Consider the following 13,026-nt stretch of genomic DNA (forward strand, 5'->3'; position numbering starts at 1 on the left):
CTGACCCGACCCCGCGCGTCCCCCGCGCCGCCATGCTGACCCCGCACGGCGCGTCGCCCGCCGTCAGGTGGAGAGGTCGACCTCTTCCCAGCCCGGCGGCTCGTCGTGGTAGGGCCCCCGCAGGATCACCGCCCACTCCAGCGCCCAGCGGCGCTGGCCGATCGCGTTGGCGTCCACCAGGCCGGGCGGCGTCCGGCCGGCCCGCTCCGTCTCCAGGTACGCCCAGTCCAGGCAGTAGTGCAGGTCGAGCAGGGCCGCCGCGTCGGCGGGATGCTGCGGCGCGGCGAGGATCCGGGCGCGCCACTGACCGAAGGTCTCCCCGTCCGCGATGTGCGGCATCCGCTCGACCAGCCGCTCGTCCACCGGCAGCGTCGGGTCGAGCTGCTTGGTCAGGCCGAGCACCCAGGCCAGCGCGAACAGCGCGTCGTGGTGCAGCACGAACGAGCGGTGGTCGCCCTTGCCGCCGGTGACGAACTGGAACTCCGGTGGCGTGACCATGTCGACGAGGTGCGACGTGAGCAGCCAGCTCATCGCGGCCTGCGGCGGCATCCCGAAGCAGCGGGCCAGGATGAGGTGCAGCACCGCGATGCGGGCCTCGATCTCCACCGTGGAGCGGAGCTCGATCTGGTCGCCGGGCTCCCACACGAGCGGGAACTGGGGTGGCGGCAGCGGGAGACGCAGCCGGGACAGCTCGTCCAGGCTCGCCTCACGCACCTCCCGTGGATCGGGGGCAGGTACGGTCACGGCGAAGGTTCCTGTCTGCTCGCGACGACTCGGCGCCGGTTTGTCCCCCCTTGGCCAGGCAGGATAGCGGTCCGGGCCGAGCGGCACCACGCCGCCCCGGGCGACCGCCGCGCTCAGCCGATCCGCTCGATGACCAGCGGCGTAGCGGTGGGCGCCGACGACGAGATCCGCACCGCCCGCGCGGCGTCGTCCCGGGCGGCGGGGATCCGGGCGGCATGCTCGGCGCGCAGCTCGTACAGGGGGTCGCCGGCGCGCACCGGGTCGCCCGGGCGCTTGTGCAGCACGACGCCCGCCGGCACGCTTACCGGGTCCTCCTTGCGGGCCCGCCCGGCGCCGAGCCGCCACGCGGCGATCCCCATGTCGTACGCGTCGATCGAGGCGACGAAGCCGTCCGTGTCGGCGCGCACCACCTCGACCTCGTTCGCGGTCGGCATCGGGGCGTCCGGGTCACCGCCCTGGGCGCGGATCATCGCGCGCCACGAGTCCATCGCCCGGCCGTCGCGCAGCGCGGCCTCCGGGTCGGCGTCGGGCAGCCCCGCCGCGTCGAGCATCTCGCGGGCCAGCGCCAGGGTCAGCTCGACCACGTCGGCGGGGCCGCCGCCGGCCAGCACCTCGACCGACTCGGTCACCTCGACGGCGTTGCCGATCGTCAGGCCCAGCGGGGTGGACATGTCGGTGAGCAGCGCGACGGTCCGTACGCCGTGGGCGCCGCCCAGCTCGACCATCGTGCGGGCCAGCTCGCGGGCCTGCTCGACGGACTTCATGAACGCGCCGGAGCCGACCTTCACGTCGAGCACCAGCGCGCCGGTGCCCTCGGCGATCTTCTTGCTCATGATCGAGCTGGCGATCAGCGGGACGGCCTCGACGGTGCCGGTCACGTCGCGCAGCGCGTACAGCTTGCGGTCGGCCGGGGCGAGCCCGTCGCCGGCCGCGCAGATCACCGCGCCCACGTCCCGGAGCTGGGCGATGAACTCGTCGTTGCTCAGCGCCGCCCGCCAGCCGGGGACGGACTCCAGCTTGTCCAGCGTGCCGCCGGTGTGCCCGAGGCCACGCCCGCTGAGCTGCGGCACGGCCGCGCCGCACGCCGCCACCAGCGGGGTGAGCGGAAGAGTGATCTTGTCGCCGACGCCGCCGGTGGAGTGCTTGTCGACGGTCGGCCGGTCGACGGCGGAGAGGTCGAGCCGCTCCCCGCTGGCGATCATCGCGGCGGTCCAGCGGGCGATCTCCGTCGGCGTCATGCCGCGCAGCAGGATCGCCATGGCCAGCGCCGACATCTGCTCGTCGGCCACCAGCCCCCGGGTGTACGCGTCCACCACCCAGTCGATCTGCGCGTCGGAGAGCACCCCCCCGTCCCGCTTGGTCCGGATGACGTCGATCGCCGTGAAAGCACTCACCTTTGAGTTCCTATCGATCGTTGCGAAACGGGTCGACGGGCCGTGCCCACCGAGGGCTCGGGCCGACCGTGCCCGGCGAAGGGATCAAGCCTGACCGCCCGGAGCCGGGCACGGTCGGCCCGGGCCGCTCCAAGCTCAACCACCCCAGCGGGCAGGGATCTCCATCGGTGGCTCACCCTCGCCGGCCCAGAAGATCGCGCCCGAGGCGTCCACGACCACGACCCGGGGCGTACGGGCCAGCCCCCACGTGATCGCCTCGGCCGGGTCGCCCCAGCTCGGCCCCTCCTCCAGCACGCCGGTCTCGGCACTCTCGTCGTCGCCCGCCGACCGCTCCCAGTAGGCCGTCCAGACCTGCTGGCCGGCGGACAGGTCGGGGTGCACGAAGACCGTGCCGCGCCCACGCCAGGCGGCCAGCCGATCCGGCACCACGGGCACCGGCGCCTCCCCGGTCACCGCCTCCAGGTCGGCCACGTCGAAGGCGTGCGGCAGCAGCTCCGCCATCCGCAGCGGGCCGTCCTTCGCCTCGATGAGGCACTCCGGCCCGCCCTGCTCCCACAGCAGCTGGCGGCACCGGCCGCACGGCATCAGCGGCTCGCCGGTGGCGTCGACGCAGGAGAGGGCCACGATCCGGCCGCCCCCGGTGGCGTGCAGCGAGGAGACGACGCCGCACTCGGCGCAGAGCACCACGCCGTACGCGGCGTTCTCCACGTTGCAGCCGACCACCACCCGGCCGTCGTCGACCAGCGCGGCCGCCCCGACCGGGAACTTCGAGTACGGCACGTACGCGTGCCGCATCACCTCGGTGGCGGCGGCCCGCAGCCGCTCCCAGTCGATCTCCATGGGTTACTCCCCCGTCAGCCCTTGATGTACGGCTTGCCGTCGGCGGCCGGCGCCCGCACCCGGCCGACCAGCCCGGCCACGGCCAGGATCGTCGCCAGGTAGGGCAGCATGGCCAGGAACTGGCTCGGGATCGCGCTGTTGATGGCGCCGAGGTAGGTGGCGAGCTGGTCGGCGAAGCCGAAGAAGAGCGCCGCGAGCAGCGCCCCCGTCGGGCTCCACCGGCCGAAGATCAGCGCGGCGAGGGCGATGAAGCCCTTGCCGCCGATCATGTTCTTGGTGAACGAGTAGAGCGCCAGCGTGTAGGACGCGCCGCCGATGCCGGCCACCACCCCGGCGAGCAGCACGTTGCGGTAGCGCAGCCCGAGCACCTTGACGCCCAGGGTGTCGGCGGCGGTCGGGTGCTCGCCGACCGAGCGGGTACGCAGACCCCACCGGGTGCGGAACAGCGCGATGTGGATGACCAGCACCAGCAGCAGGCCGAGGTAGAGGAAGATGTTGCCCCGGAACAGCGCCGGCCCGAGCAGCGGGATGTCCGACAGCAGCGGGATCTCCCAGTTGCTGAACCGGGGGGCGCTGTTGTATTTCTGCGCGTCGGTCTGCATCAGCCGCTCGTAGAGGAAGCCGGTGACGCCGACCGCCAGCAGGTTGAGCACGATGCCCATGACGACCTGGTCGACCAGGTAGCGGATCGAGAAGACGGCCAGCAGCAGCGAGATGAACGCACCGCCGATCGCCGCCGCGACGAGACCCACCCAGACGTTGCCGGAGAGGCTGCCGAAGAGCGCGCCGCTGAAGGCGCCCATCAGCAGCTGCCCCTCGATGGCCACGTTGACCACGCCGGAGCGCTCGCAGAGCACGCCGGCCAGGGCGCCGAAGATCAGCGGCAGGGCCAGGATGAACGTGCCCCGGACGATGTTGACCAGCGGCATGAAGTTCTGCCCGGCCGGCGCGGCGGAGACCTGCCAGCAGAGGAACGACAGCACGAAGCCGACCAGGCCGACGCCGAGCACCAGGGTGAACCAGCGCTTCGGCAGCCCGGCGAGCATCGCGACGCCGGCGGCGACCGCGACGAGGCCGAAGAGGATCGCGCCGAGCGTGCCGTCGATCTTCAGCGCGGCGCCGGCGGCGTCCTCGCTGAGGGTGAAGCGGGCCTGCTCGCCGGTGGCGAGCGCCCCGAACAGCACTGTCGCCAGCAGGCCGAGCGCGAGCAGCACGGCGCCGACCTTGCGGGTGCGGGTCCAGAAGCCCTGGTCCACGGGGGCGACGGCGACGTCTTCGACAGCCATGGTGGACATGAGTTACCAGCCCTTCGCCAGGCTCGTCTGCAACCGGGCGGCGCGGGCGGCCCGGAGCTGGAAGATCGCCTTCACCAGGGCCGGCGCGGCGATGAAGATGACGATCAGCGCCTGGAGCACGGTGACCAGCTCCAGCGAGATCCCCGAGTAGGACTGCATCCGGTTGCCGCCGGCCTGCAACGCGCCGAAGAGCAGCGCGGCCAGCGCCACCCCCCACGGCTTCACCCGGCCGAGCAGCGCCACCAGGATGCCGTCGAAGCCGATCTGGGCGATCACCAGCGGCGTCAGCGCGCTCGCGGTGGAGCCGAGCACCATGTTCGAGCCGCCGAGGCCGGCCAGGATCCCGGCGAAGACCATGATCAGGACGTACGTCCGGGTGACGCTGATGCCGGCGGTCCGCGCGGCGTCCGGGTTGGCGCCGACCGCGCGCAGCTCGAAGCCGAGCGTGGAGCGGTTCAGCAGCCACCAGACCGCCCAGGTGGCCAGCACCGCCAGGATGATGCCGGCGTGCACCCGCAGGCCGTCGCCGAGCAGCCGGGGGAACTGGGCCGACGCGTCGACCGGCCGGCTGATCGCGTCCGTACGGTTCGGGTCCTGGATGCCGTTCTGCATGATGAGCCAGGTCAGGAAGTACGTGGCGATGTAGTTGAGCATGATCGTGTTGATCACCTCGTGGGCGCCGGTGCGCGCCTTGAGGATGCCCGGGATGAAGCCCCAGACGGCCCCGCCGAGCGCGCCGGCGAGCACCGCGACGAGCAGGTGCAGGCCGGGCGGCAGGGGCAGCAGGAAGCCGGCCAGCGCGGCCAGGATCACGCCCATGATGGCCTGGCCCTGGGCGCCGATGTTGAACAGGCCGCCCCGGAACGCCAGCGCCACCGACAGGCCGGTGAAGACCAGCGGCGCGGTGTAGGTGAGCGTCTCGGAGATCGGGCTCATCACGGCCTGGAAGCCGACCGCCTCGGGGTCGAAGACGGCACCCTTGAAGAGGTTCCCGTACGCCTCGCTGACCAGCGTCCAGCTCGCGGTGAGCGCGTCGGACGGCCGGGCGGTGATGTAGCTGTAGGTGGCCAGCACCTCGGGGTCGGAGACGATCATCAGCACCGCGCCGACGACCATCGCCAGGACCAGCGACAGCAGGGTCACCGTGAAGGTGTTCGCGGCCCAGAGATTGTCCAGGAACAGCCGCCCCAGCGAGGGCTTCGCCTCCGGCGCCGGCCGCTTCGGCGAGGTGGCCGGCTCGGCGCGCTCGGTGTTGCCGAGCGCGGTCTGCGCGGCCTGCGCCTCTGTCGCCGGCTCCTTGTCGGGGGAGCCCGCCTGGGGATTCGGGTTGTCCGGGGTGCCCGACCCGGGGTTCGGGTTGCTCATGCCGGCACTCCGCTTCGCTTGCTCATGCCTCGTCCTCGTTACCAGGGCGCTCGGCGGTGGGGGCCGCCGCGGCGCCGTCGGCCGTCGGCGCGGCCGGGGTCGTACCGGTCGCGGCGGCGGGCGCCGCGTCGGGGGTGATGCCGGCCATCAGCAGGCCGATCTCCTCGCGCGGGGTGTCCGGGCCGACGATGCCGATGATCCGGCCGCGGTACATCACGGCGATCCGGTCGGCCAGGCCGATCACCTCGTCGAGCTCGCTGGAGACCACCATGACGGCGGTGCCGACGTCCCGCTCGCGGATGACCCGGCTGTGGATGAACTCGATCGACCCGACGTCGACGCCGCGGGTCGGCTGGGCGGCGATGAAGAGCTTCAGCGGCCGGGACAGCTCCCGGGCCACGATCACCTTCTGCTGGTTGCCGCCGGAGAGGGTGCCGACCGGCGCGTCGGCCGAGGAGGTGCGGACGTCGAACTGCTCGATCCGCTCCTTCGCCGACGAGGCGATGGCGTCCGGCTTGAGCGCCAGGCCCTTGCCGAAGGGCGGCCGGTCGTAGATGTCGAGCACCAGGTTCTCCGCGACGGAGAACTCCTTGACCAGGCCGTCGACGCTGCGGTCCTCCGGCACGTAGCCGACCCCGGCGCGGAGCACCTTCTTGGTCGACCAGCCGTGGACCGGCTGCCCGTCGAGCGTGATCGTGCCGGCGAGCGTCGGGCGCAGGCCCATGATCGCCTCGATCAGCTCGGTCTGGCCGTTGCCCTGCACGCCGGCCACGCCGAGCACCTCGCCCGCGTGCACGGTCAGGTCGACCCCGTCGACCGCCCGGATGTGCCGGTCGTCGTCGACGACCAGGCCGGCGACCTCCAGGATCGGCTTGCCCGGGATGGCCGGCTCCTTCTCCACGGTGAGCCGCACGCTGCGGCCGACCATGAGCGCGGCCAGCTCGTCGCGGCTCGCCTCGGGGGAGGCGGTGCCGACGGTCTTCCCCCGCCGGATGACGGTGATCCGGTCGGCGATCGCCTTGACCTCGCCCAGCTTGTGGGTGATGAAGACGATCGACTTGCCGGCCGCCTTGAGCGACCGCATCACGGCGAGCAGTTCCTCGGTCTCCTGCGGCGTGAGCACCGCGGTCGGCTCGTCGAGGATGAGCAGGTCGACGTCCCGGGTGAGCGCCTTGACGATCTCCACCCGCTGCTGGATGCCGACCGGCAGGTCCTCGATCACCGCGTCCGGGTCGACCTGCAGGTTGTACCGCTCGGAGACCTCGGCGACCTGGCGCCGGGCCTTGCGCCGGTCCAGGAGGCCGACGATGCCGCCGCGAACCTGCTCGGAACCGAGCATGGCGTTCTCGGTGACGGTGAAGACGGGCACCAGCATGAAGTGCTGGTGCACCATGCCGATCCCGGCCGCGATCGCGTCGGACGGCCCGCGCAGCTTGAGCGGCGCGCCGTCGACCAGGATCTCGCCCTCGTCGGGCTGGTAGAGCCCGTAGAGCACGTTCATCAGGGTCGACTTGCCCGCGCCGTTCTCGCCGAGCAGGGCGTGGATCTCTCCAGGCTCCACCGTCAGGTCGATGTGGTCGTTGGCGACCAGATCACCGAACCGCTTGGTGATGCCGCGCAGTTCGAGTCTCAGCGCAACCTCCTGGAGTGCGAAGCGATGGTGCAGCGTAGCTGCCGGCGGACCGCTCGCGACGCGGGGCCGTCGTCGGGTGGTGCGGATCGGCCGCCCCGGCGCGCCGTGGGATGTCCCCGCGACGCCGGGGCGGCCGGAAGGTCGTGCTGTCACCGTTCGCCGGCCCGCCCCGGTGATCGTCTCACCGGGGCGGGCCGGCGGTGCCTCACTTCGGCTGGGCCGCGGAGGTGACCTTGACGGTGCCGGCGGCGATGTCCGCCTTCAGCTTGTCGATCTCGGCCTTCAGCTCGGCCGGGACCTTGCTGTCGAACTCGTGGTACGGGGCGAGCCCGACACCGTTGTTGGCGAGGTTGCCCAGGAAGCCCGGGTCGTGCGAGAGCTTCTCGCCGTTGGCGGCCTTGACGACGGCATCCTTGACGGCGTCCGGGATGTTCTTCTCGACGGTGGTGAGGATCGCCGAGCAGTCCGAGGTGCTTTCGCAGCCGTCGACGTCGACCCAGATGGCGCTGTACTTGCCGCCCGAGGCCTTGGCCGCGGCCGTGGTGCCGAGGCCGGCGCCGCCGGCGACCGGCATGATGATGTCGGCGCCCTGGGCGACCAGCGTGTCGCTGACCTTCTTGCCCTCGTCCTGCTTCTCGAACGAGTTGGTGAAGGAGCCCTCCTGGGTGGCCTTGTCCCAGCCGATGGCCTTGACGGTCTTGCCCTTGGTCTTGTTGTAGTGCGCGACGCCGTCGGTGAAGCCGTCCATGAAGATCCTGACCGGCTGGATCGGCACGGCGCCGTAGGTGCCCACCACGCCGGTCTTGGTCATGCCGGCCGCCAGGTAACCGGCGAGGAAGGCGGCCTGGGCGGTGTCGAACTGCATCGGATAGACGTTGGTCTCCGGCAGCTTCGCGTCGACGATGCCGAACTGCTGGTTCGGGTTCGCCTTGGCGATCTTGGAGGTGGCGTTACCCATCAGGCCGCCGACGGCCAGGATGAAGTCGCACTTCTGGTTGACGTACTGGGTCAGGTTGACCTCGTAGTCCGCCTCGGCCTTCGACGCGACGTACTTGATGTCGATGTTGTCGTTGGCCTTCTTGGCCGCCTCGAGGCCCTGCCACGCCGAGGTGTTGAACGACTTGTCGTCGATGCCACCGACGTCGGTCACCATGCAGGCGCTGTACTTCTTGTCGCCGCTGCCGGCGTTGTTGTTGTCCTCGGGAGCCTCACCACAAGCGGCGGCGCTCAGCACGAGCCCACCCACCGCGAAGACCGAGGCAATCCGCATCCCACGCACCGAGCGCAAGACGTCTCCTTCCCATTGCACACCGCGTCCTGCACGGTGGCAGCCCTTTGAGCCGGCCTGCGCTGCGCCGCCGGCGTCCCACGTTACGGACGGGAGCGTACGCCCGCGCCCACCCACCGGCCGACAATCGTGCACGACTGTTGAGTGCCTGTTACCCCTACGTAACCCTTAGGTGGGGCAGATCACTCTGAGTGCTGGTGGATGAGCACCGGGGCGTCGCGAAAACGTCCGTTTCTGCGCGTGCCCCCTGCCGGAAACGTTACCGCCAGAAGACCGCCACCGCCGCGTTGACCAGGGTCAACCCGACGATCGCCAGGAAGTGGCCGCGGTTGACCTCGTCGCGCTTGCGGGCAAAGAAGACCATTACGAAGATCAGCAGGGCGAGCACCAACTTGGTAACAAGTTTCGCCGGGTCCGGCTCGTCACCGTCGCGCAGCGGCGCGGAGAGGCCGATGCCGGTCAGCAGCATGATCACGGCACCCCAGAGCATGGCCGGGTTGATCCGCAGCTTGCCGCTGACGTACTGGACGATCGCGCCGCCGAGCAGCAGGGCGAAACCGATCAGATGGATGTAGCGCAGTATCAGTCTGAGAGCTTCCACGCCCACATCCTCCCCCACCAACGACGGATCGTAGTAGCGGGGCGCGTCAGGGCGTGTCCACCGCCGCCCCGGATCCGGCCGGGCGGAAGGGCCGGGCACCGGGATCGGCCCGCCGCGACGAACCACCAGCCGAGTCGGCCCGACGCGACGAGCCACCGGCGGAGGCGGCCGGGCGCGGCGAGCCGGCAGCCGAATCCGCCAGGAGCGGCGAGCCGGCCTCCGGGGCCGCCGGGCGCGGCGACTCGGCGGGGCGGCGGGCCAGCAGCACCAGGGTCAGGCCGACGAGCGCGTAGCCGGCCAGCACGGCGAGCGGCCGACCGGATCCGGCGCCGTCGAAGAAGGTCACCGAGCGGAGCAGGGTGCCGCCCGCGCCCACCGGCAGGAACTGACCGACCGTGCCCCACGGCTGCGGCAGCAGCTCGGGGGCCGCGCTGACCGCCGAGAGCGGGTTGCCGACCAGGAAGACCAGCAGCGCGCCCAGGCCGATACCCGGCCGGCCGAGCAGCGCCCCGAGGCCGGCCACGGTGGCGGCGGCGGCGAGCGCGAAGAGCCCGGCCGCCGCCGCCTCGGCGAGCGGGTCGCCGTCGAGCACGCCGAGCCAGCCGTGCAGCACGGCCGCGCCGACGACCCCGGCGAGGAGCCCGAACGCGAGCAGGCCGAGCAGCCGGGCGATCCGGCCGGTGACCACGAGGGTCAGCAGCGCGCCGGCCAGCACGCTCGCCATCGCGAAGGGCAGGAAGCCGGCCGCGAACCCGGCGCCCCTGGGATCGTCCGGCGCGCCGGAGACCACCTCGACCACCGGCACCGGGCGGCCCGCGGAGAACTGGGCGGCGGCCTCGGTGAGCAGCGCGGCGACCGTCGGGCTGGCGGCCGGGGCGGTGTGCAGGGCGACGCCCTCCGGACCGGCGACGAAGGCCGCGTACACCTGTCGGTCGCGCAGCGCCCGGTCGGCGGCCGCGGCGTCCGGCAGCGTGGTCACCTCGAAGGCCCCCGGCCGCGCAGCGGCGAGGCGGGCGGCGAGGTCGCCGGCGACGGGCGCCGGCCCCGCGACGGCGACGGGCAGGTCGCGCGGCGCCAGGTGGGTGGCCGGAGCCGCGAAGAGGGGCACGAGCAGCGCCAGCAGGACCGCCGCCAGGGCGGCGACGCCGAGGGCGGCGGGCAGGGGCGGCCGGGTGCGGGTCGACATGGGTCCACTCCTAAAACGAACGCTCATTCTCTTATGACTCCAGGCTGCCCCCCTCCGTGCCCGACTGTCAAGAACGAACGTTCGCTTTACGATGTATCCCGTGCCACGCGTCTCCCCGGAACACCTCGCCGCCCGCCGCCGCCAGATCGTCGACGCGGCGCGGCGGTGCTTCCTCCGAGAGGGCTTCCACCGCACCACCATGCAGGACGTGATCGCCGAGGCCGGCCTCTCGGTGGGCGCCGTCTACCGCTACTTCCCCAGCAAGGCGGATCTGATCAGCGCGATCGCCGAGGAGGCGGTCGGCGGTGCCGAGGCTGTCCTCGACGAGGTCCGCCACCGGGAGCCACCGCCTCCCCTGGCCGAGGCGCTCGACCGCGCGCTGGCCTACGTGGAGACCCAGCTCGGCGACGACGGCGTGCTGCGGATCGCGGTCCAGGTCTGGGGCGAGGCCCAGCGCGACCGGGCGTTGGCCACTCTCGTCGCCGGCAAGTACGACCACGTCCGCGGCTACCTCGCGGCGCTCGTCCGGCGCGCCCAGGACACCGGCGAGGTGGCCGCCGACGCCGACCCCGACGCCGTGGCCTCGGCCATGTTGGCCCTGATCCTCGGCTGGCTCCTCCAGCAACTGCTCACCGGCCGACCGGACCGCGCCACCTACATCGCCGGCGTCCGCGCCCTACTCACCCCCTGACCACCCCTACCCCGCGCCCCCCACGTGCGCGATCTTGCACTTCCTGCCCTCGATCTGGGCGATTGGTCCCTTACATCGGGGCAACAAGTGCAAGATCGCGAGGGCGGGGAGGGCGGGGTGGGGGTGGGGGTCAGGGGAGGCGCCAGGCCTGGAAGGTGGGGCCGTCGGCGGGGAGGGTGACCGCGCCGTCGGCGTCGGGGCGGAGGGCCGGGGCGCCGCCGTGGACGTTCTCGCCGGCCGGCAGGCCGACCAGCCGCACCGGGGCGCCGGGGGCCCGGCGGGCCAGCACCAGCACCGAGCCGGTCGGCGCCTCCCGCAGGAAGACCAGGGTGTCCGCGTCGTGGTGCAGCCAGCGCAGTCCGCCGTGGCGCAGGGCGGGCTCGGCGCGGCGCAGCGCCACCAACGCCCGGTAGCTGGCGAACGTGGCGGCGTCCCAGGTCTCGGGCCGGTGCCACGGCATCGGGGTACGCGAGCCCTCGCCGTTGGTGCCGGTGAGGCCCAGCTCGTCCCCGGCGAAGATCACCGGGGTGCCCGGCATGGTGGCGAGCAGGCCGGCGGCGACCTCCTGCCGCGCGGCGTCGCCGACCACCGTGCGGATCCGGGCGGAGTCGTGCGAGCCGAGCAGCTGCCACGAGTGCGTGTACGACCGCCACGAGACCAGCGAGCGGTAGGCGTTCATGGTGGCCAGCACGGCGTCGGCGTCCCGCCTCGGGACCCCGCCCGGGGTGCCGAGGAAGTTCGGCACCGGGTCGTCGCCGTGCCGCAGCCAGGACCAGACCGGGTCGGTGAAGCCGACGTAGTTCATCGTCCCGTGCCAGCCGTCGCGGTCCAGGTCGCCCGTGTGGTCGTGACCGTGCTCGGCCAGCAGCAGGCCGTCGGCGCGGGTCTCGGCGACCACCCGGCGCAGCAGCGCCGCCACCTCGTGGGTGTACGCGTCGGCGCCCCGCCGGCCCGTCATGTTCGCCACGTCGACCCGCCAGCCGTCCAGCCCGTACGGCGGGCGCAGCCAGCGGCGCAGCAGCGAGTCCTCGGCGGTGGCGAAGCGCCGGCGCAGCTCGGCGCTGCCCCAGTTCAGCTTCGGCAGCGACTTGACCCCGTTCCAGGACTCGTAGTCCCCGGTGACCTCGTCGAAGTAGTACAGCTCCCGCTCGGGCGCGGACACGTCGGAGGCGGCCCTGGTGAACCACTCGTGCGCGTCGCCGGTGTGGTTGCTGGTGATGTCGCCCAGCAGCCGCCAGCCCCGGGCGCGTACGGCGTCGGCGAGGCGGGCCAGCGCGGCGTTCCCACCGAGCAGCGGGTCGACGGTGTCGAAGCTGGACGCGTCGTAGCGGTGGTTGGAGCGGGCCGGGAAGATCGGGGTGAGGTAGACGGTGTTGACGCCGAGCCGGTCCAGGTGGTCCAGCCGCCCGGTGATGCCGTCCAGGTCGCCGCCGTAGAACTGGTACGGGGTCTCCGGCCCGCGCCCGATCACCGGCGTGTCCCAGTCGCACGGGATCGCCCAGTCCGGCAGTTCGCGGCCCTCGGCGGCGGCGGAGCGGGCGAACCGGTCCGGGAAGATCTGGTAGATCACCGCGTCGCGGGCCCAGGCCGGCGGCGGCGCGTACGTGACGAGCTTGAAGTCGCCGTTGTCCGGCACGTCGTGGGGCACGATGCCGGCGGCGTTGAGCCAGCGGTGGCCGCGACCGCCGGTCAGCAGGAACCGGTAGTTGCTGACCGGGTTGCGGGCCTCGACGGGGACCCGCCACCAGACGTCGCCGCCGTCGGTGCGGTCCACGACCGCCTCGGTGAAGCGGGGCTCTCCGTCGCCGGTGGTGCGCACGTGCACCTGCCGGACGTCGGCGCCCGCCGGCACCCGGACGAAGACGTCGACGACGTCGCCGAGGGCGGGCTCCTGCTCGGGCACGTACAGGGCGGAACCGTCGTGGTGCGGCAACAGGGACATGGTGGCGCCTTTCGCGTCGGTCGGACTGGGAGAGAAGGGGTCTCCCG

At 72.6% G+C, this 13,026-nt stretch carries 11 protein-coding genes; 1 reads left to right on the top strand and 10 read right to left on the bottom strand.

The window, feature by feature from the left end; translation table 11 throughout:
• Positions 1-63: 63 nt before the first annotated feature.
• The 9 genes from GA0070606_RS12140 to GA0070606_RS12180 form a co-directional block, all read right to left on the bottom strand.
• The gene (locus GA0070606_RS12140) at positions 64-744 is read right to left on the bottom strand and encodes a DUF4272 domain-containing protein (protein WP_091098087.1); all 681 of its coding nucleotides are present in this window, start codon (positions 742-744) and stop codon (positions 64-66) included.
• Between the two features lie 113 nt (positions 745-857).
• The gene (locus GA0070606_RS12145) at positions 858-2,138 is read right to left on the bottom strand and encodes a thymidine phosphorylase (protein WP_091098090.1); all 1,281 of its coding nucleotides are present in this window, start codon (positions 2,136-2,138) and stop codon (positions 858-860) included.
• A gap of 135 nt (positions 2,139-2,273) precedes the next feature.
• On the bottom strand, positions 2,274-2,978 hold the full coding sequence (locus tag GA0070606_RS12150; protein WP_091098093.1) for a cytidine deaminase: 705 nt from the start codon (positions 2,976-2,978) through the stop codon (positions 2,274-2,276).
• Positions 2,979-2,992: 14 nt separating this feature from the next.
• Positions 2,993-4,273, bottom strand: a complete 1,281-nt coding sequence (locus tag GA0070606_RS12155; RefSeq protein WP_091098095.1) for an ABC transporter permease — start codon at positions 4,271-4,273, stop codon at positions 2,993-2,995.
• A gap of 3 nt (positions 4,274-4,276) precedes the next feature.
• Positions 4,277-5,638 carry an ABC transporter permease gene (locus tag GA0070606_RS12160; protein WP_091098098.1) on the bottom strand — a complete coding sequence of 454 codons (1,362 nt, stop codon included), beginning with the start codon at positions 5,636-5,638 and terminating at the stop codon, positions 4,277-4,279.
• Between the two features lie 22 nt (positions 5,639-5,660).
• Complete coding sequence (locus tag GA0070606_RS12165; RefSeq protein WP_342672165.1) at positions 5,661-7,424, bottom strand: ABC transporter ATP-binding protein; 1,764 nt, start codon at positions 7,422-7,424, stop codon at positions 5,661-5,663.
• A 52-nt stretch (positions 7,425-7,476) separates the two neighbouring features.
• Positions 7,477-8,541 (bottom strand): BMP family lipoprotein, encoded by a 1,065-nt coding sequence (locus tag GA0070606_RS12170; protein WP_091098101.1) that lies wholly within the window; start codon positions 8,539-8,541, stop codon positions 7,477-7,479.
• Positions 8,542-8,818: 277 nt separating this feature from the next.
• Complete coding sequence (locus GA0070606_RS12175; RefSeq protein ID WP_091098105.1) at positions 8,819-9,160, bottom strand: hypothetical protein; 342 nt, start codon at positions 9,158-9,160, stop codon at positions 8,819-8,821.
• 46 nt (positions 9,161-9,206) lie between these two features.
• Complete coding sequence (locus tag GA0070606_RS12180) at positions 9,207-10,346, bottom strand: hypothetical protein (protein ID WP_176737302.1); 1,140 nt, start codon at positions 10,344-10,346, stop codon at positions 9,207-9,209.
• 100 nt (positions 10,347-10,446) lie between these two features.
• On the opposite strand from GA0070606_RS12180, the gene GA0070606_RS12185 reads away from it, so the two are divergent.
• Positions 10,447-11,037, top strand: a complete 591-nt coding sequence (locus tag GA0070606_RS12185; RefSeq protein ID WP_176737303.1) for a TetR/AcrR family transcriptional regulator — start codon at positions 10,447-10,449, stop codon at positions 11,035-11,037.
• A gap of 130 nt (positions 11,038-11,167) precedes the next feature.
• Here GA0070606_RS12185 and GA0070606_RS12190 read toward each other — a convergent pair whose 3' ends face one another.
• A complete protein-coding gene (locus tag GA0070606_RS12190) occupies positions 11,168-12,979 on the bottom strand; it encodes a glycoside hydrolase family 13 protein (protein ID WP_091098112.1) in 1,812 nt (603 codons plus the stop codon).
• Positions 12,980-13,026 lie beyond the last annotated feature (47 nt).

The sequence above is a fragment of the Micromonospora citrea genome (assembly GCF_900090315.1).
GTDB classification, from domain to species: Bacteria; Actinomycetota; Actinomycetes; order Mycobacteriales; family Micromonosporaceae; genus Micromonospora; species Micromonospora citrea.

What these genes read in the sequence shown, in the direction of transcription:
- GA0070606_RS12150 (WP_091098093.1), bottom strand. Translation starts at nt 2,978, where the DNA reads ATGGAGATCGACTGGGAGCGGCTGCGGGCCGCCGCCACCGAGGTGATG.
- GA0070606_RS12155 (WP_091098095.1), bottom strand. Translation starts at nt 4,273, where the DNA reads ATGTCCACCATGGCTGTCGAAGACGTCGCCGTCGCCCCCGTGGACCAG.
- GA0070606_RS12160 (WP_091098098.1), bottom strand. Translation starts at nt 5,638, where the DNA reads ATGAGCAACCCGAACCCCGGGTCGGGCACCCCGGACAACCCGAATCCC.
- GA0070606_RS12170 (WP_091098101.1), bottom strand. Translation starts at nt 8,541, where the DNA reads ATGCGGATTGCCTCGGTCTTCGCGGTGGGTGGGCTCGTGCTGAGCGCC.
- GA0070606_RS12180 (WP_176737302.1), bottom strand. Translation starts at nt 10,346, where the DNA reads ATGTCGACCCGCACCCGGCCGCCCCTGCCCGCCGCCCTCGGCGTCGCC.
- GA0070606_RS12190 (WP_091098112.1), bottom strand. Translation starts at nt 12,979, where the DNA reads ATGTCCCTGTTGCCGCACCACGACGGTTCCGCCCTGTACGTGCCCGAG.